Genomic DNA, 20298 nt, shown 5'->3' on the forward strand with positions numbered 1-20298 from the left:
TTATGCATTGTTAATCACTTTATTTATAATATTCATACAACTATTAGATTCGCAGTTTCTTTGTGACAATTCGTAATATATCCATTTAAATAAATCTTTACTAAAGGGATTATATTCGTCACATATTGCTGAATTATGCCATAGTAAGGCAAAAACGCCATTATACTTTTCCACTTCATTTATTAGATTAATGCAATATATCTTTGCCTCATCACCATTTAATTTCATATACTGCAGCAGGCTACCTTCCATTACAATCAATGGAACTTCCCAAAAATCTAAAACAGTATTCCTTGATAAACTATAAACCTTATATGGTAAACAATAGCCTGCTTTAAAGCCCGCAACCTGGGGATAGCAAATTGACGTATCATATATTGCTCCAGCGTCATTTTGAATCTCCCAAGTAGTTCCACTTATAAATGAAAGATAATGCTGTCTTATACCTAACTTATTATTTCTCCCAATATATTTGTTAAATAACTGCTTTTGCTTATTAAATATTTCTATGTTATTACTAGTTCCTAGTCCTGGATGAAATCCGATTTCAGAGTTATAACTTTTTATCTTCTGTACTATTGACTGTGTCGCTTTATCGGTAACCATATATGTTTTATTGTCTGCCATAAAATAAAAAGTGGACTTAAAGCCATACTTTTCTTCAATCTTTAAAATGTATTCAAAAGTATCAAAGGGATCTTTATACCGCTTGTTTATTTTTTTATTTATATAACCGAAGAATCTATTACAAAATTGCTTTGGTCTTTTATCGGCTATAAGTAAACTAAGTTGCAGTCTTAATTCCTTCTTAAAAGGTAAAAACTTGCTTATACAATCTACATCATGTGATAATATCGAAGCGAAGTTTTTATCTCCCCATAGTGGTTTCACCGATATATCTAAATGGTAGTATTTATTTAATAAATCAATTAAATATTGTATAAGCATATTTACAACTGGAATTGAAAGTAAATTATTTTTGTAAAGTATGCTTTTTTCAATATTAGCTCTTCCATACTTATCATAATCATTAACTACGTAATCTTCATAGCAGGTTAAGAAAAAAAATGCGGTTTGAATTATATCGTTATTTATAATAAATCTACTGTTTTCTTTAAGCTCATAGAAATTATACTTTTCATCAAAAAAGAATATTGGTAATGTATTGTAGTAATTAACCTCAACAGGTAATGATTCAGACTTCAAATAGCTATCACTAAATAAACCAGATTCAATTATCCATATATCACAATAAATATCGTCTTGTTTTTTCCCATAATAAATTATAGTTTCATAATTTGACTTATCGTATTTATCGTCAGAAACACAGAACAAATCAAAACTAACATTATAGTTTTGAAGTATAGTTCTAATACTGTATTCAATTTTATCTTTAAACTCTACATTACTATATAAAAAAGCAATTTTTTTCATTATAAGCTCCTAATTAATATGAAAACTTGTCAATAAGCATATCATATATCCCTTCCATTATCTTAACATTTTTATCCCAAGAAAATTTTTTTTGTACAAATTCTCTTCCATTTTTCCCGAATTGCCTTGCTAAATCCATATCCTTTATAAAAATTTCTATTTTATTGGCTATTTCCTCGCTACTTTTTGCTTCTATTAGGAAACCTGTTTTATTATCTATAACAACTTCCTTCAACCCACCCACATTGCTTGCTACAACCGGTCTTTCACAGGCCGAAGCTTCTACTGCTGAAACTCCAAAACTTTCACTCAATGATGGTATACAAACTATATCCATTTGATTTATATGTTCAACAATGTCCTCATTAGCAACAACACCAGCAAAAAATACTTTATCCATTATACCTAAATACTCGCAAAACTTAGTTAATTCTTCCTTTTCTGATCCGTCGCCTACAATTAAAAGTTTCAAATCTCTGTGTGGAAATCTCTTTAAGATTTTTGAAAAACCCTCAATTAAAAAATTTATACCATATACTGCTTCTAGGCTTTTTGTTACACCGATTGTAATATTTTGTTTACTAAAAATAGGATTTTGTTTTTGAAAAATATTAATATCAACACCAAATGGAGTTATAAATATATCTCCATTATAATATCTTTGAGTAACATTTTTCATATCTTCACTGGTTGAACATACTGCCTCCGCACCATTTAATATATACTTTAGCAAGATTTTGTTTAGGATATTTTGCTCAGGAAATTGATATATATCGCTTCCCCAAACAGAAACTAGAAAGGGGTGATAGTTGCACATTCTGCCTAGCATTCCATAACTAGAAGCATAGTGACTATGCAATATATCTGGTTTTATATTATACACTAATTTTCTTACCTTGTTAATTAATAAAAAATAGCTAAGTTTATTTGTTGAACTTGGACTAATATAATGAACCTTTACGTTTGGTTTATATTCATATTTAGTATCCGTAAGAGTAATTATTTCTATTGAGTATTGTAAATCAGAAAAATATTCCACCCACTTTTGAGTATGGATACTATTAGCGTTCGCCAATAAACATAACTTTTTCATTTCATTCTCCTCTAGTCATTGTATTTATCCGAACTATTTATAACTCTTACTATCCTATCTGCTACATTACCATCAACAGCATAGAAATTATCTTCAATATACAACTTCATTTTATTCATATATCCAAAATCTCTTGAAGATAGATATTCAGCTAATTTATATTCATCACTTACTCCAAGTGAAATACCATCCTTAACAAATCCACCCTCATCATTATATTTAGGCAATAATATACAAATAGAAGGTTTTCCCATTAACGCCCCTTCCAGCACAACTGTTGAATGAACACTGATAATAATATCGCACCAGGAAATTAAATTATACAAATCTTGATCTTTTATTATAGAAGCATTCTTAATATTATAATTTTCTATAAGCGTATTATAGAAATCTGTATAATTATCTGCAGGGTGTAACTTAATAATAAGTTCATATTCAGTCTCTAGAAGCTTCAATGCTTTAAACAGCATTTCTGTGGCTGGTTCAAGAAGATCCTTTAAATATTGAGTAGCATAAAGTATACGTATCTTTTTACTATTATTATCTAATCTATCCTTATACTGCTTTAATAAATCTGTTCTAGCTTGCCCAACTATAACCGTGTTTGCATTGCTGTAAATACTAGTATTATTAAGAAGCATATTCTGATATCTTCTTCCCCATAGAAAAGAGATAGTAGGAACTATATTAGTTTCACCTTTAGATTTTATAATATAATTTGGAGATGTTTCATTTATTATTCCATGTTGTACTGCATAGCAGGGTACTCCCGCACGATGACTAGCCACTACAAAACATCTTCCTCTATCCCCTTCCCCTGCAATCAGGCATTTTACGAATTTATATTTTTTAATAAATCGTTCTGCAGCTAAAATTTCTATCAAATAGTTTAAACATTCCTTTTTAAAATTAATAAGAGTTTCGAAAACAATAGCCTTGATATCATATTTTTTATAAGTATAATTTAAACTCTGAAAGTAACTTGTATAATCTTTTATTTTTGTTTCATCAACTAACTTCTTAGAAACGAGCCTTTTATATAAAATAAAAAACTCAAAAGGGCAATATTCATTCTTATACTGTGAAGCCTTATCTATTTGACTCCTACTGCTAAGAAGTTGTAATTCTAAAACATTGTTTGATATTTTAAGCTTATTAATGGCCTTTCCAAGCTGAGTATCAAAATAACCTCTATAGTCATCATTATTAATAAAATTAATATCAGCAGAATGGGTTAATGCTAAAGTTCTTCCTTTCGTACCTCTAAAGGAAAATTTAAATAAATTCACTGATCCTTTAATATACCTTTTAGCTAAGCCGAAATAATACTTAAAGTCAAAACGTTTGGTTATCTGTATCTCTGATTCTACCATCTCTGCTCTTATTTTAAATAAGTCTTTTGCAACAGTATATAATACTTTATCATCCGTTTTAAGCAAGTACTTATCTGATTCATTATTGACTATATTCTTCATTAATTCAATGAAGAATATAATATTCTTTAATTTACCATAAAGTGTAGGTCTAACAAAAAAATACATTGGTATTCCATCGTAGGTGAAAAAGTCTTCTATGGTCTTATTATCTGTCATCTGACCTTCCAGATATTGAATAAAATCAAATGAAACTTCGTCGACAGACAGAGAACCTGTAAAATCAAATAAGTTAATTATTTTATTATTATTAGAAATAGTTTTTTGGACATCAGTATATATTATTTCTATCATTAGCCTTTTTCCTTTATCATTTAGTATCTAAAGTAACCTATAATTATCTATTTTTAATTATAACTTTTCCTAATTGCTTTGCAATATTTGAAAGCTTATATAACTTTGAATAATCCTTCCATATTTTATAATAAGGCTTTTGCGTTGAACCAAAAGCTCTAAAGAATCGTTCAATTGGCTCAATCATACTGCCTTCAAAATCAAATTTTTTTACTACTGTAGATGCAAACTTAATTGCATTCCATAACAATAACGTAGTGGCTTCACTATTCCTTAACTCTGGATCAGCACCACCCATTAAATAATACATGCTGGTATCATCCCAAACTAAATAAATAGCTGCATGAATTCTACCTTGCAAATCTTCCGCATATAAAATCTTTCTGCATCTATTTTCTTTACATGCCATATCTATTCTTTCTATAAGTTCAAATGAATATGGCATACTCATATTTTGTCTTTTAAAAGTCAAAAATATCATTTTATAAAAAGTTTCTATAGAACAGTCTTCTTTTACAGATACAACTTTTTCCGACTTTCTAATCTGAGTTTTAACTTTACCGTCTGTTTCCTGATAAACCCTATCTATATTTGATAAGTCATCAATTACATAGGTGTATCTTGTAGATTGATTATACTGTTTCCAATAGAAAGGTAGCCAATTAGTAAATGTATAGTCATAGTTTTGTACATAGAAATCCAATTTCAATACTTCAATCTTGTTAATTATTTCATTAATAATATCTTTTTCATAGCTAAGTTTGCTAGTATACTTTTGATTATCAGGATAACAAATCCATATTCCATTTTTTTGAGTAAGAAGAGGCATTGAAATTCCTTTAAATATCTTGTTCTTTGTTGTTGTATATGGCATAGATGCAATAATCTTACCACCCTTTTCTACAAGCAGCACATCCCAGTTTTCTTCTCCACATACAGCATCCAACCACCATGACCTAGAAAATATAGGAATGGTTTTTTCTTTGTCACATAATTCTCTATACTTTTCTTTGCTAGTCATCAACAATTCTCCTTAAAGTTTCATTAGTTGCTCATTTACTGATTTCTTAACAATTGATTTTCTGGTACATTTCTCATTGGTTTTGATGGGTTTCCGCAAACAATTGTTTCTGCTTCAACATCTTTAGTAACAGTACTACCTGCAGCAACAAAACCATCTTCATTAATTATTTTTCCAGGCAGTATTGTAGCCTGAGCACCAATTCTTGCTCCTTTTTTAACTGTAACGCCTTTAAATTTGCCAAATCTTTCTTTTGATCTTGCGGCAAAATTATCATTAGATGTTACCACTCCAGGTGCGATAAAAACATAATCCTCTAACTTAGAGTACGCAGTTATATATGCATTTGTTTCCAGCTTACAATTTGAACCAATTTCACAGAAATTTTCAACAGCTACTCCTCTTCCTATTATTGTTTTACTCCCAATAGATACATTTTCACGTATAGTAGCCAAGTCTGCTACTAAAGTTTTTTCACCTATTTTGCAGCCACTGTATATAATTACACCAGCTCCAATTAAACAATTGTCCCCTAACTCCGCTGGCGAAAGCTTTTCGTCATCTTTAAAGATACTATTTGCAGCTCTCATAGGCTCCTTACCTATAACAGTATTATCATCTATTCTAACATTTTTTCCAATTATACTACCTTTTCTTATAATCACGTTATGACCAATAATACAATTTTTTCCTATTTGAACACCATCTTCTACTACACTAAAATGTCCTAAAGAAACATTATCAGCTATTGTTGAATTATCAGAAATAAAACAGTCCATACTCTCATCTCCATTATACTACTATTAAATTATTTATCTTCTGTATTAATCATATCTAATGTAGAAAAATCATTCAAAGGAAATTTAACAGGCATATCAGTAAGTCTTGATTTGTATGCAGCCAAAATTATAGACATCCCTTTTTTTCCTTCTAAACCATTTATCAATGGTTCTCTATTTTTATTGATAGAGTCAATCATGTCCTTAAATAAAGGTATATGACCGTAACCATAAACTGAATCAGGATCATTTTCCTGAGCTCTTAAAATGGTATCCTCACTATCTATATTATCTGAAAATCTCCAAACTTCTATTTTATTTACAGCAAGTCCTCCAATACAAACAGTTCCATTTTCACCAAAAATGCTAAGCGTTTCTTCTAAATTTTTAGGAAATACACATGCACTTCCTTCTACGATTCCTATAGCTCCATTCTTAAACCTTATAACAATTGCTCCAAAGTCTTCAGCTTCAATATCCCTTAAGAAGGTATCACTTTGAGAATATACCGTATCTATATCTCCACCCATCATCCACTGAAGTAAATCAATATTATGTATGCATTGATTCATCAACGTTCCGCCATCCAGTTTCCATGTACCTCTCCATGGAGCCTGTTGATAATAGCCCATATTTCTATTCCACAGTATTCTAGCTGTTCCATTTACAAGTTTTCCAAATCTATTTTCTTCTACAGCCTTTCTAAGCTCTTGTATTGATTTATTAAATCTATTTTGGTGACATACACAAAGCTTAACATTATTGTTTTCAGCACACTTTATCATATTATCAGCATCGGTAATTGATAATGCCATTGGTTTCTCAACTATTACATGTTTACCTTTATTCATACAATGCATAGCTATCTCTGGATGGTATCCGCTCTCTGTAGCTATAGTAACTACATCTATGCCTATTTCATCAAGCATCTTGGTTAAATCAGTGTAAACGCTGATATTTACCGGGCTACTTATTTGAGATAAATACTCATCTCTTCTCCTTACTGCGTTTTCCTCTATCACATCACATACCGCAACAAGCTCTGCCTCTGCATAATTATTTGCAATAGCCTCTACATGCTTATAAGAAATTCTTCCACAACCTATAATAGCAAACTTTAATTTCCTCATTAAATACACCTCTATTCAGTATTTTCTTTATTAACAACTAATTCTATAATTAACTTCTTAGTTCCCATTTTTGTTTTTTCATATTCCTCTCTAATCATTTTACATCATTTTTAAAATTAATCAACTTCTTAGGCAAAAAACGTTGAATAAAAAAACATCAAGAGTAATATCTTGATGTTATTTCTTAAGCAGAATAACTTGTATTTTATTTTTTATAATATAAAATGCCAATGTTATACCTGTTATTATTATGATATATCTTATTACCCACAGTGATTTAAGAATATAAAACATACCAGCTACAGCAAAGATAAAAACTATACTAAACACAAAATATCTCGTTTCAAATAGCTTACCTTTAGATAATACATTTGCGATAATATAATGATAAAGAAAAAGTAATATATATGATACTAGTGTTGTATAAGCCCCTGCTATATAGCCATACTTCGGTATTAATAGTAAATTTAAAATTATATTAATAAAACCAGATAAAAATGTACCTATAGATATCAAGTAGGTCTTTTTCATATAAAATTCATAGTTAACTGGCAAGCTATACAAAAATACAAAAAAATAGGAAATCATAATTATTGGAACTAACTTAAGTCCTTCCCAAAATCCTTTGCTCGACATCATCATTACTAGTTCTGGTGAAACAAATATTAGTATACTAACTATTACAGAAAATAGAATAATATAGTATTTCATTTTTTGCTTTATATCATCTACATTCCTCTTATCCATCTGTTCAAAAAACCAAGGTACCCAGGCTTTATTTGTAGATGCCCATACCACGCTAACTATCATCCCCATATTATATGCAAAGCTATATATACCAGTTGCACTAAATCCTACATATTTTCTAATAAGAATTCTATCAAACTGAGATAAAATTAATCCAGATATACTATGAGGTATCAATGGTAGAGACAATGCTAAAGCATACTTCCAATACTTAATATTAATTAGTTTTTTTCCCTTTACCAATATCAATATAAGTAGTACTATACCATATACACTTGTAACAACAAATCCTCCACCTATTCTGCCAATATACTTGTTTTGCGTTAAGCTTAATATAAGTACTATTGAAAGTATAACATTAAGTACAGTACTGCTAATTGAAATAAACAAATACTTTTTATATTGATATTCTATAGTATATTTAGTGCTTACATAATCTACAACATAAGCAAAAAAACTTTGAAAAATTAATATCATTATCAGACTCACAGGAAGCTGTGTTGCAAAAGCTATACTATTTTTAAAAATGCACCCCAAAAAAACTGCCACAATTAACGAGATTATACTTAAAAAAAGAATAGAAGACAGGTAACCATCATAATCTTCTTTAAAGTCATGTTTAGCTTTTGACACACTTGAAGCTAGTCCTAAACTAATAATATACATGAAGGTTGACTGCCAAGTTGAATATAAATTTACAACCCCATAATTATCTGTATTTAACAATCTTGTAAATATGGGTATGGTTATAAAAGATATCCCTTGAAGAAAAAAGTTGCCTATAGTGTACCAGAACCCACTCTTTATTAGAGTATTTTGGGAAGCTTTATTTACAATGGCTTTAAACATATATATATCTATTTTCCTTTCCCAAGTTCCTTAATAACTTCACTTACTAGATTGATATCTTCATGAGTTAACCCTACAGAGCTAGGTAGGTTTATACCTTTATTATATAAGTCGTTTGTTACATCTAGGTTACCACGCTTGCACATTTTGTATGGAGGCATATCGTGAATAGGCATAAAGAATGGCCTGGATTCAATCCCCTTTTCCTTAAGCCTGATAATGAGCTCATCTCTTGCTATGCCATATTCGTCCTCAACCACTACTGAATAGAGCCAAAAACAGTTTTTTACCCATTCTTTTTCCACTGGAATGGTTATACCTTTTACTTCATTTAGCTGTTTATTATAGTATTTAGCATTGCTTCTTTTTACCTTAAGAAATTCTTCTATATTCTCTAATTGTGCTACCCCAAAGGCAGCAAGCAGATTAGGCATTCTAAAATTATAGCCTACTTCTGGATGATAAAACGCCTTGTTCTCCAGCACTACCTTTGTTTGAGTAGATAAAAACTTTGCTCTATCCGCATACTCTTCATTATTAGATACAAGCATACCGCCTGCTCCAGTAGTTATTAGTTTATTTCCATTAAAGCTATAACATCCAATATGACCAACTGTACCAACCATACCTCCCTTATACTCAGAACCTAGGGCTTCGGTAGCATCCTCAATTACAAATAGGTTATGCCTCCTAGCTATATCCATAATCATATCCATATCAGCGGGATGACCGTATATATGTACTGGTAATATAGCTTTTGTTTTTGGTGTAATTAGTTCTTCTATTTTTTCAGCATCCATTACATACGTATCTCTGCAAACATCAACAAATACAGGCGTCGCTCCTACATATTTTATTGCATTTACTGGCGATATAAACGTTAAAGAAGGAACTATAACTTCATCTCCTTCACCTACACCCAGCGTAACTAGGGCAAGCTGTATTGCTGCTGTTCCATTCATTGTTACAACAGCTTTCTTAGCCTTAACATATTCAGCAAATTTTATCTCAAAAAGATCTACATAGCTTCCAACTGATGAAACCCAGCCTGTATCAATACAGTCCTTTACATACTTCCACTCGTTACCTCTTATTTCGGGAATACTTAATGGTATCATAGAAATACCTCCTTTAAATTTATTCTTTAGTATTAAACGTTATATATATCAGTCTTGAAGTAGCTAAGATTGTTTCCAATCCACTCAATAGTTTCCTTTAATCCTTGTTCTAAAGAGTATTTCGGTTCCCATCCTGTCAACTCTTTTATTTTTTTGTTATCAGCCCATAATCTATTAACTTCACTCTTCTCTGGTCTCAGCCTTTCTTCATCGCAAATTACTTTTACGTCCTTGCCAATTACTTCTATTATCTTTCTTACAGTATCACCAATTGAAATCTCATAATTTGATCCGGCGTTAACCACTTCTCCTATAGTACTATCACTCTCAGCTACCTTGATAAATGCATTAGCAGTATCCTTTACATAGTTAAAGTCACGAGTAGGTGTTAAGCTTCCAAGCTTCAGCTCTGTTTTTCCAGACAGAATTTGAGAAATAATTGTTGGTATAACTGCTCTTGCAGATTGTCTAGGCCCGTATGTATTGAATGGCCTGATTGTAGCCACGGGAACATTAAAGGATTTATAGAAGCTTTCTGCCATCTTGTCTGCAGATATTTTAGAGGCTGAATATGGAGACTGTCCCTGCATAGGATGTTTTTCATCTATTGGCACATATAAAGCTGTTCCATAAGTTTCACTTGTTGATGTATGAACTATTTTTTCAACTCCAAATTCTCTACATGCCTCTAAAACATTGGTTGTTCCTTCAACATTAGTTCTAACATAAGCCATAGGAGAAGAATAGGAATAAGGAATAGCTATTAAAGCTGCCAGGTGAAAAACAACATCCTGACCTTTTATAACTCTTTTAAGACCATCATATTCCCTTATATCTCCTGTAACAATATTTAAGCTTTTTTTAATGTCTTTATGAAACGTATCGATCCAACCCCAGTTATTAAAAGAATTATATTGAACAAGTGCAGTAACTTCAGCTCCCAGTTCAACTAACTTTTCTGTCAAATGACTTCCAATAAAACCTTCTGAACCGGTTACCAATACTTTTTTTCCTGATAAATTCATTATTTTTTAATCCTCCGCGTTAGTTTATTAAAAATATTTCTTTATATCCTCATTAGCTTTATAATAGTCTTTTAACTGTCCTATATCCATCCAATACTCAAGTATAGGGTAACTTCCCACTTTATCCTTGTTTTCTAAAACTTTGTTTATCAATTCAGTTATATCGAAATAATCATTCTCAGGTATATATTTAAGCGTATCCGGGCTAAGAACATATATACCGCCATTTACATAAAAGTTCACTATTGGTTTTTCTTCTATTGACGTAACACATGTATCATCAATATTAAGGACTCCATACGGAATCTGAGTCTCATAGTTTCGAGCGCCAATTGTCATCTTAAAATTATTTTGCTGATGATACTCAAGAAGTCTGTTAAAACAAACATTAGTAAGTATATCACCATTAATTACAAAAAAATCTTTATTTAAAAACTGTTCTGCAAGTTTTATTGCACCTGCAGTCCCCATTCTCTTATCTTCCCTAATATACTTTATAGATACTCCAAAATCAGAACCATCTCTAAAATAATTTTCTATGATTTCTGATTTATAATTTACAGATAGTAATATATTTTTATAACCCTTTATCTTGAATTGTTCAATTATAGTTTCAAGTATAGGTTTACCGCCAACTTTTAACATTGGCTTTGGCAAATCATTTGTTAAGGGTCTAAGTCTTGTTCCTAACCCTCCAGCCATAATTAATACGGGGTTATCCCTATAAACACTGAAATTATCATTATCTACTTCTAATAAATCTATAACTACATTGTACTGATCTATTATAGGTATAAACCTAATTTTATCATTCTTAAATATATTTTCTATATCTTTTTTATCATAATTATCAAGCAGATACTTACATTTCTTATTATAAATCTTTGTTATGGTTGATGAAGTACCGGCACCGTCGATAATAGCCCTTCTTATATCTCCATCTGTTATAGTTCCAATCAGTTCTTTATTATCACTTACAACTATAGCAATACCTTTTGCATTACTGTCTATTTTCTTAAGAGTTTCAATTATAGTTGTTTGTTCTGTTACTAATAAATTATCTAAATACGCCATATTAACCCCCTAAATCCTCATTTTGTACTGGAGTAATATACTTGCTTTTCTATTGTTTTTTTGTTCCCATTCATCTATTAGGAATTTATAGATACTCTTATTATGTATTCTTTTCCCTATATAGTAATCTGCCAGCTTATTTGAAAAACTGCTTTTAAACTTAAAAAGATTATCAGATTCGCTATTAGATAATCCTCCACCAAAATGCATCAATTTTGCATCAAGGCTGTGAGCTATTTTTATTGCTTCCCATAATAACAAATTATTAGGTGCCAAATTCAAATACTCCTTCAAACTTCCAGCAAGATGATAATGAAAATATTCTCCGTAAATCATAAATATTGAAGATGCAATAACTATATCCTTATACATAACATTCATTAGAGTAAAGTTATCATAGTTTTTTATATAGTTAAAATAGCCCTCATTAAAATAATAATAACTATCTGCGGATACTTTGTCCATAGTTAATTTATAGATATTTCTAAATGCTCTATACTCCTTGTTAACTATAACATTTAAACCATTTTTTTCTGCTTTCCTAATCATATTGCGGTTTTTACTCGTGATATCCTGCTCCCAGATACTATTTATATCTTTTTCTACATCTAAATACACTGTTTTTCTATTGTGAATTACTTCTATATTTTTTTTAAAAATAGAAAAATTATTTATAAGAGGATGAAATCTTATAAATTCAGCAACTATATTGTTTTTATTGCAATACTCTAAGAATGCATTTTCAAAATTACTTAAAAACTTTTCCTCTTTGGAATTAGAAATTGGGCCGCTATAACCATATACACTTTCAATATCATAATACTCTACTGTTAATGCATATCCTTTAATCTCATTCATTATAAAAGGATACATTGCTATAGATGAATCTTCTCTATAAACAAAGCACAGTGCTTTTCCATCACCATTTTCCTCATGAAGCCTATGATACTCTTTAGTAAAATATATATCAATTTCTGACGGCTTGAAGCATTTTAAATATTCATTCCATTTATCCGATTTTGTTGAAAGAACCTCAACCACATCAATCAGCGCCTTTCCTTTATATTTCCAAATTTTATATATTCTAGGTTAAAGCTAAAGAAATATTGGCTATAACCCTATTTAAATCTTCAAAGTCATATCTGTGGTCAATAGGTATCATTAGAATATTCTCAGATAAATATTTATTATCATAAAAACTATTTCCGAAAAAATTTATTTCACTAATATTCCAATGTACTGGACAAAATATATTCTTTGATGCCAAAAATTTTCTTATTTTATTTCTGTCTTTAACTAATATTGGAATACCTAATGGAACATTATCAGATATTTGATTTGTATTATATAAAATTTTAACTTTATCTGTCCCAATAAGTTTGTTATATACATATCTATAATTCTCAATTCTTTTTCGTGAAATATATGCTTCGTCAACTTTGCTGAGCATATATTTAGAATTGTTGTCCAGTCCAATTATCTTATCTCTATTATAATATTCTTCTTCGGCAAGTCTAAACAATTCGAGAAAATCATCTTCTTTTCCTATATTGTAATTATTATATAAAGATTTATTCATTCTAGCTGTATTGATAATCTCATAATAATCATCTTTACCCCAACAATAATTACTCACATTTTTGCAAAGAACAATGCTTCCATCTATAGGCAGGAATTTCCTGTAGCTGTTAAACACGTAATCCCCAATAAACTTTTTTTTATTAAACCAAAACATTTGGACAGCATCTTCAATAATTTTTATACCTTCCAGCTTGCATTGATTCATAAAATCAAATGTTTCTTTATTGTTGTAAAACCCAAAATAATCAATAAAAAAAATAGCTTTAGGAGAATACTTGCTTATTTTATACCTTAAATTATCCAAATCTATTGATAAATCACTTCGAACATTATAAAATTCGTATTTAATATTCTTTTCTATTAGAGGATATAGAATTGAAGGACATAAATAAGAGGGCATAAGAATAAAATCAGAACTACTAAAATTAATATCTTCAATTATAAATCGAATTGCGCTTTGTCCTCCACTTAAAAGCACTGCATTTAAATCTTTGAAATTATCATTATTCTTTTTAAACATCTCTAACGTAAACCAGTGCTCACCGCCAATTGCTTTTATATATCCTTCCATGTTATTAACTCATCCTCTTTTATATCACGATTCAGCTTTCTTCCTATAATATTTTCAGCAAGTTCAGGTTTAATACCATTACCCGGCCTTTTAAAGGTTATCATCTTCTCTTCTACTAAAGTACCTTTTTTGAGATCAAAAGCAGCTACTATACTTCTTCTCGCATTTACTATAATCTTTTTCTCTCTTTCAGTAGGTTCTTTTATACCGCTGCCTAGAAGAGCTTCGGTATTTCTTATTGCCCTCACGAATTCCTTCAATTCCTCTGGATCTAAAGAAGCTTTATGGTCTGGCCCCTCCATACTCTTATCTAAAGTGAAATGTTTTTCTATTACATCTGCACCTAATGCAACGGCAGCTACTGCAGCTTCTATCCCTAAAGTATGGTCAGAGTACCCAACCGGAAGCTTAAAAGCATTTCTTAATGTAATCATTGCATTTAGGTTAACATCTTTATATTCTGTAGGGTAATCTGTTGTAGCATGCAAAAGTGTTATTTCCTTATTTCCACTAGAATATATAGTATTCACTGCTCTTTCTACTTCACCTAGGTTGCTCATTCCAGTAGACAATATTATTGGAATTTTCTTTTCTGCTATTTTTTTTAGATATTGAATATTTGTTATTTCAGTAGATCCTACTTTTATGATGGGAAGCTTTAAGCTTACTAAAAAGTCTAAGCTATCTTCATCATCTGGAGTAGATAAAAATAATATGCCCTTTTGCATGCAATACTCCTGAAGCTCTTTAAAATCATCAAATGATAACTCTAATTTCTTTATCATATCAAATTGAGATTCATCAGTTTTAGTGTTTTCATTTTGATACTCAGCTTTTTGCGCAAATTTGCCAACTATTTTTTCAGTCTTAAAAGTTTGAAATTTTACAGCATCCACATTTGCCTCTTTTGCAGCATCAATTAACTTTTTAGCGAGATTAATATCACCATTATGATTTACGCCTGCCTCTGCAATTATAAAAACTGACATTTTACTCATCTCCAAATCAATCTTTTTTTCATAAGTTTCTCATCTATGTTAATTTTCTTTAATATGTCTACTATGTCCTTGCTGGTATTTCCCTCTCCATACAAACTCTTTACGTTTCTTGTCCTTGCTATAAACTCATCACTTAATGCTAACCTTATGGATCTAATTATTTCATCAGAGGAATAACTACTTTGTATAATATTATTAGCCATCAGTCTTCCCTTTTGCCTGTTTCCAATATTAATAACAGGTACTTTCAATAGAGGTGCCTCAACAATTGCACTTGAAGAGTTTCCCACTACCGCACCGCATAATCTTAGAACACTTAAATATCTTCTAACTCCTAAATTTTCGTATAAATGTACTTTATGGCTAGTTGCTTGAAATTTTTTTAGCTCATTTATTATATATTTCCCACCATTATCACTGTTAGGAAATGTTATTAGAAGTTTTCTATCTGTTTCTTTTAATGCCTTTAACAAGTTTTCAACTTGATAATGCAGTTGGTCAATCTCAAGCGTTACTGGATGAAAAGTTACAAGTAAAGTGTCCTTGTCAATCTCTATACCTAGGTCTTCTTTAAGTTCTTCCTGGGATAGAAATTTTGTATTCTTAACATTTTCTATCCCAGGATCACCTACATTAAAGACTCTCCAGCTTTCCTCTCCCATTCTAATAATATTATCAGCATAAGCCTCGGCTCCAGGGAAATGAATATGTGCCATTTTAGTTATGCTGTGGCGTATTTGTTCATCCATAGCACCTTCCGTAATTTCTCCCCCTGATATATGGGCTATAGGAATGTTCATAGCCATAGCTACAGAGGTAGCTGCAAAAATTTCATACCTATCGCCAAGGATTAACAACAAATCAGGTTTAAGCCTGCTAAAGGTTTGAGATAACCCAAGCATTGCAATGCCCATAGCCTTTGATATTGCCTGTTTGTTATTGGACTCCATCAATATATCTATTTCATCACTAATTTCAAAACTGTCTTTTCGAATTTCTTCTACGGTATACCCATACTCAGTTGATAAATGAGTACCGGTTACAATTAATTGAAGTTCTAGCTCTGTATCCTCTTTAATTCTTCTTATTATATTCTTTAATAGTCCATACTCTGCCCTAGTACCCGTTACTACTGCTATCTTGCGCATTTTTAATCTCCCTATTATGTAATAATGCTTCCGCTAAGCAAAAATCAATTTCATCATCAATATCCACCGAATCAGAATTATTCATAATATAACCTGTAATATTATCCGGCTCTAAAGTTCCTTTTTCCAGGAAAACCTCTGTCTTAATTAAATATACCGCTCCATTTAATCTATATATCTTAGGGAGTTCCTGGCGCCTAACTATATTTTTACCTTCCGGAATAAAGTATTCTAATTTATCTCCATCAAAAATGTTAGTCCAGTATGGATTAACCTCCACTTCGCATACAGATACTGCGGCATCCTTATCAGTTTCGAAGAGTTTTTGTATCGTTCCATCTATATCTTTGCTGCTTCTCAAAGGTGAAGTGCACTGAAGTACGCAAATTAAATCAGGTTTATAGCCTTCATTTTCCTTTAGCCATACAACAGCATGCTTTAATGCTTCAACCGTAGATGAATTATCACCTGATAGTTCATCTGGCCTTATGAAGGGAACCTCCGCTCCACAATCTTTACTTATTTGTGCAATTTCTAAATCATCAGTTGATACTATTACTCTATCTACAAACTTACTCTTTTTAGCCGCTTGAATAGTATATGAAATTAATGGTTTTCCATTCAGTAATTTTATATTTTTTCTTGGCAGCCCTTTAGACCCGCCTCTTGCAGGTATAATTACAAGTATCTTCTTGCTATCGATCAAAATCCCACTTCCTTAAAGTATTATGTAGTAATCAAACTTATATTTATCCATAATATTTTTACAGGATAAATCAAAGATTTATCCTGTAACCATTATAGCTTATTAATTTTTTCTCTATTATTCTTAACACCCTTAGTTGCATTTCTAGTATCATAAATTATTTTCGCCCTGTCAACAATTTCCTGATACTCATAACAACTATGATTAGTTGTTATAATAACAATATCAGCTGAATCAATTTCAGTTCTCCAGTCTATAGATTTATATTCAGTACCATTGTGCTTAAAGCTTGGAATAAAAGGGTCATTGTAAGATATAATAGCACCATTCTTCTCAAGATGCTCAATAACCTTTAATGCAGGTGATTCTCTCATATCATCAATATCATTCTTGTAAGCAGCTCCCATAAGCAGAACTCTTGATCCATTCAATGCTTTTCTATCTTTATTTAAAAGCTTCATAGCATTTTCAACAACAAATTCAGGCATATAGTCATTTATTTCTGCAGAGGTTTCAATTAATCTTGTATGATAATCATATTCTTTAGCTTTCCATGATAAGTATGAAGGATCTAATGGAATGCAGTGTCCACCAAGACCAGGTCCTGGATAAAATGCCATAAATCCGTACGGTTTAGTTTTAGCTGCATCTATAACTTCCCATACATCAATACCCATTTTTTTACATAATATAGCCATTTCATTTGCCAATGCTATATTTATATTTCTAAAAGTATTTTCAAGTATTTTTTCCATTTCCGCAACTGCTGGTGAAGATACTTCCATAATATCGCTTTCTAACACATTTCTATATAATGTAGCTGCAACTTCTGTACATTCAGGAGTACATCCACCTACTACCTTTGGAGTATTCTTAGTTTTAAACTGTTTATTTCCTGGATCCACTCTCTCAGGGGAAAATGCTAAGAAGAAATCAATTCCGCATTTCAATCCTGTTTCTTCTAATATGGGCTTTAATACCTCTTCAGTAGTTCCAGGATATGTTGTGCTTTCCAGTACAACCAGCATACCCCTGTGCAAATACTTTGCAACACTCCTAGATGAATTTACAACATAGGACAAGTCTGGTTGCTTGTACTTATCTAAAGGTGTAGGCACGCAAATAGAAACTGCGTCAACTTCGCCTACAAAACTAAAGTCAGTGGTTGCCTTTAGTTTATTTAATTTAACAAGATTTTTCAAATCCTCATCAACTATATCACCGATGTAGTTCTCTCCATTATTAACTTGTTCAACTTTGCTTGCTTGAACATCGAAGCCAATAACATTGTAACCAGCCTTAGCCTTTTCTACTGCAAGTGGGAGTCCAACATATCCAAGACCAACAACCCCTAACTTAGCAGTCCTATTTTTTAATTTTAACATTAGTTCTTCTTTTAATTGAGACATAATAATTCCCTCCTGTACTCACTAGTGTACATACTTTTTAGATCTTTAAAATACTCTTGTTACAATTTTAATTATTTTTTCTTATATAAGTCGGAACTTTTTCCTGCATGAGTTTAAATATTTCCTCATCATCCTTTTTGATAACTTCTCTAAATTCTCTAATAGAGTCTTCCAAAAATTTAATATTATGTTCCATAGGTTTTTCAACAAAAATCTTTTCATGCTCTGTTGAAGTTAGGGCGACCTCATCCATAAGAAGTTCCTCATAAAGCTTCTCTCCAGGTCTCAAACCAGTATATTTGATTTTGATATCTACATCGGGCTGAAGTCCTGAAAGAACTATTAAATCCTTTGCTAGTTCAGCGATCTTCACAGGTTCACCCATATCAAGCACAAAAATTTCTCCGCCCTTTGCTATAGCTCCTGCTTGAAGAACCAACTGAGCAGCCTCAGGTATTGTCATAAAAAACCTTGTTATCTCCGGGTGAGTTACCGTAACTGGGCCGCCATGAGCAATTTGTTTTTTAAACAACGGTATAACGCTTCCGTTGCTTCCAAGCACATTACCAAATCTTACTGCTACATATTCAGTATTGCTTATTTTATCTAGCGTCTGAATCATTATTTCACAGAATCTTTTTGATGCCCCCATGATATTTGTAGGATTTACTGCTTTATCTGTACTTATTTGAACAAACTTTTCCACATTATAATTATGACTGCACATGGCAACATTATAAGTTCCAAGCACATTGTTTTTAACAACTTCTCTTGGGTTTTCTTCCATTAGTGGAACGTGTTTATGTGCAGCCGCGTGGAAAACAACACTTGGTTTATACTGTTCAAACACTTGGTTCATTCTTTCAAAATCTCTTATAGATGCAATTATCACCTTTAAATTTAAATTCGGGTATAAATACTTAAGCTCCATCTGTAAATCATACGCATTATTTTCGTATATATCAAGTATGATCAATTCTCTAGGATTAAACTTAACTATTTGTCTACATAACTCTGAACCTATAGATCCTCCGCCGCCAGTAACCAACACGATCTTTTCTTTAATATATTTTGATATATTATTAATATCAAGTTTTACAGGTTCTCTTCCCAGCAAATCCTCTATATCAACATTACGTAATTTACTGATATTTACCTTACCATCAATTATTTCATATATACCTGGCACTGTTTTTAGTTTGCATTTAGTCTTTTTACAAATATTCAAAATTTCTTTTTGAGTCTGAAGCGTGGAGGATGGAATGGCTAGTATAATCTCATCAATATTATATCTTTTGCTTATTGAAACTATATCTTTTCTATCTCCTAAAACCTTAACTCCCTTTATACTCTTTCCTAACTTCGAACTTTCGTCATCTACTAAACCAACTATATCATATTTTAGTTCCTTATGTTTTTTTATTTCCTTAATTAGTAAAGCTCCGGCATCTCCAGCCCCTATAATTAACAGTTTAGCCACTTTCCCATCATTATTATCATAGCTTTTAACTTCTTCGGTAATTCTGTAAATAAATCTTGTTCCACCTAATAGCACTGTGCACAATATCCAAAATATTATATGCACTGTAAATGGAAATCTATAATACTGATTTTCTAGTAGTTTATAATTGACAAAATAACTATAAATGATAAAAACTATATTTGACAGAGTTATTGAATAAACTATAGAAAGCAGTTCCTCTATAGATGCATATTTCCAAATATGCTCATACATATTAAAAATAATATTAAATAAAATAGTTATTACAATAACAGGTATAATACTTAATTTTAGGAATACAATATATTCTGAAGGTATATGGAAATCAAATTTAAGTAATAAAGAAAAATATAGTGACATTACTATAAGTATTAAATCCAAAGATAT

At 30.9% G+C, this 20298-nt stretch carries 17 protein-coding genes; all 17 read right to left on the bottom strand.

What is annotated here, in order from left to right; all coding sequences use genetic code 11:
- Positions 1-1434: a polysaccharide deacetylase family protein gene (locus JK636_RS20555; RefSeq protein ID WP_202750853.1), complete on the bottom strand. Its 1434-nt coding sequence runs from the start codon at positions 1432-1434 to the stop codon at positions 1-3.
- A 13-nt stretch (positions 1435-1447) separates the two neighbouring features.
- Entirely contained in the window at positions 1448-2527 is a 1080-nt protein-coding gene (locus JK636_RS20560) for a glycosyltransferase (protein WP_202750854.1), read from the bottom strand.
- Positions 2528-2538: 11 nt separating this feature from the next.
- Positions 2539-4254, bottom strand: coding sequence for a glycosyltransferase family protein (locus tag JK636_RS20565; RefSeq protein WP_202750855.1), 1716 nt, complete (start codon positions 4252-4254; stop codon positions 2539-2541).
- Positions 4255-4297: 43 nt separating this feature from the next.
- Complete coding sequence (locus tag JK636_RS20570) at positions 4298-5275, bottom strand: GNAT family N-acetyltransferase (RefSeq protein WP_202750856.1); 978 nt, start codon at positions 5273-5275, stop codon at positions 4298-4300.
- Between the two features lie 35 nt (positions 5276-5310).
- Positions 5311-6054, bottom strand: coding sequence for an N-acetyltransferase (locus JK636_RS20575; protein WP_202750857.1), 744 nt, complete (start codon positions 6052-6054; stop codon positions 5311-5313).
- A gap of 29 nt (positions 6055-6083) precedes the next feature.
- Positions 6084-7184: a Gfo/Idh/MocA family protein gene (locus JK636_RS20580; protein ID WP_202750858.1), complete on the bottom strand. Its 1101-nt coding sequence runs from the start codon at positions 7182-7184 to the stop codon at positions 6084-6086.
- Between the two features lie 177 nt (positions 7185-7361).
- Positions 7362-8780, bottom strand: coding sequence for a lipopolysaccharide biosynthesis protein (locus tag JK636_RS20585; RefSeq protein ID WP_202750859.1), 1419 nt, complete (start codon positions 8778-8780; stop codon positions 7362-7364).
- An 8-nt stretch (positions 8781-8788) separates the two neighbouring features.
- On the bottom strand, positions 8789-9898 hold the full coding sequence (locus JK636_RS20590; protein WP_202750860.1) for a LegC family aminotransferase: 1110 nt from the start codon (positions 9896-9898) through the stop codon (positions 8789-8791).
- A gap of 32 nt (positions 9899-9930) precedes the next feature.
- Positions 9931-10923, bottom strand: a complete 993-nt coding sequence (locus tag JK636_RS20595; protein ID WP_202750861.1) for an NAD-dependent 4,6-dehydratase LegB — start codon at positions 10921-10923, stop codon at positions 9931-9933.
- Between the two features lie 27 nt (positions 10924-10950).
- Positions 10951-11997 carry a nucleotidyltransferase family protein gene (locus tag JK636_RS20600; protein ID WP_202750862.1) on the bottom strand — a complete coding sequence of 349 codons (1047 nt, stop codon included), beginning with the start codon at positions 11995-11997 and terminating at the stop codon, positions 10951-10953.
- Positions 11998-12006: 9 nt separating this feature from the next.
- Positions 12007-13038: a peptidoglycan bridge formation glycyltransferase FemA/FemB family protein gene (locus JK636_RS20605; RefSeq protein WP_202750863.1), complete on the bottom strand. Its 1032-nt coding sequence runs from the start codon at positions 13036-13038 to the stop codon at positions 12007-12009.
- A 43-nt stretch (positions 13039-13081) separates the two neighbouring features.
- A complete protein-coding gene (locus JK636_RS20610; protein ID WP_202750864.1) occupies positions 13082-14149 on the bottom strand; it encodes a DegT/DnrJ/EryC1/StrS aminotransferase family protein in 1068 nt (355 codons plus the stop codon).
- Entirely contained in the window at positions 14134-15138 is a 1005-nt protein-coding gene (gene neuB, locus JK636_RS20615; RefSeq protein WP_202750865.1) for an N-acetylneuraminate synthase, read from the bottom strand. Before neuB ends, JK636_RS20610 begins: the two co-directional genes overlap by 16 nt.
- A gap of 5 nt (positions 15139-15143) precedes the next feature.
- Positions 15144-16295: a UDP-N-acetylglucosamine 2-epimerase gene (neuC, locus tag JK636_RS20620; RefSeq protein WP_202750866.1), complete on the bottom strand. Its 1152-nt coding sequence runs from the start codon at positions 16293-16295 to the stop codon at positions 15144-15146.
- Positions 16264-17001, bottom strand: coding sequence for an acylneuraminate cytidylyltransferase family protein (locus tag JK636_RS20625; protein WP_202750867.1), 738 nt, complete (start codon positions 16999-17001; stop codon positions 16264-16266). Before JK636_RS20625 ends, neuC begins: the two co-directional genes overlap by 32 nt.
- A gap of 92 nt (positions 17002-17093) precedes the next feature.
- Positions 17094-18410 (bottom strand): nucleotide sugar dehydrogenase, encoded by a 1317-nt coding sequence (locus JK636_RS20630; RefSeq protein WP_202750868.1) that lies wholly within the window; start codon positions 18408-18410, stop codon positions 17094-17096.
- 67 nt (positions 18411-18477) lie between these two features.
- Positions 18478-20271: a polysaccharide biosynthesis protein gene (locus JK636_RS20635; RefSeq protein ID WP_207751797.1), complete on the bottom strand. Its 1794-nt coding sequence runs from the start codon at positions 20269-20271 to the stop codon at positions 18478-18480.
- Positions 20272-20298 lie beyond the last annotated feature (27 nt).

Origin of the sequence: Clostridium rhizosphaerae, assembly GCF_016765585.1 — a bacterium.
GTDB lineage: Bacteria > Bacillota > Clostridia > Clostridiales > Clostridiaceae > Clostridium_AT > Clostridium_AT rhizosphaerae.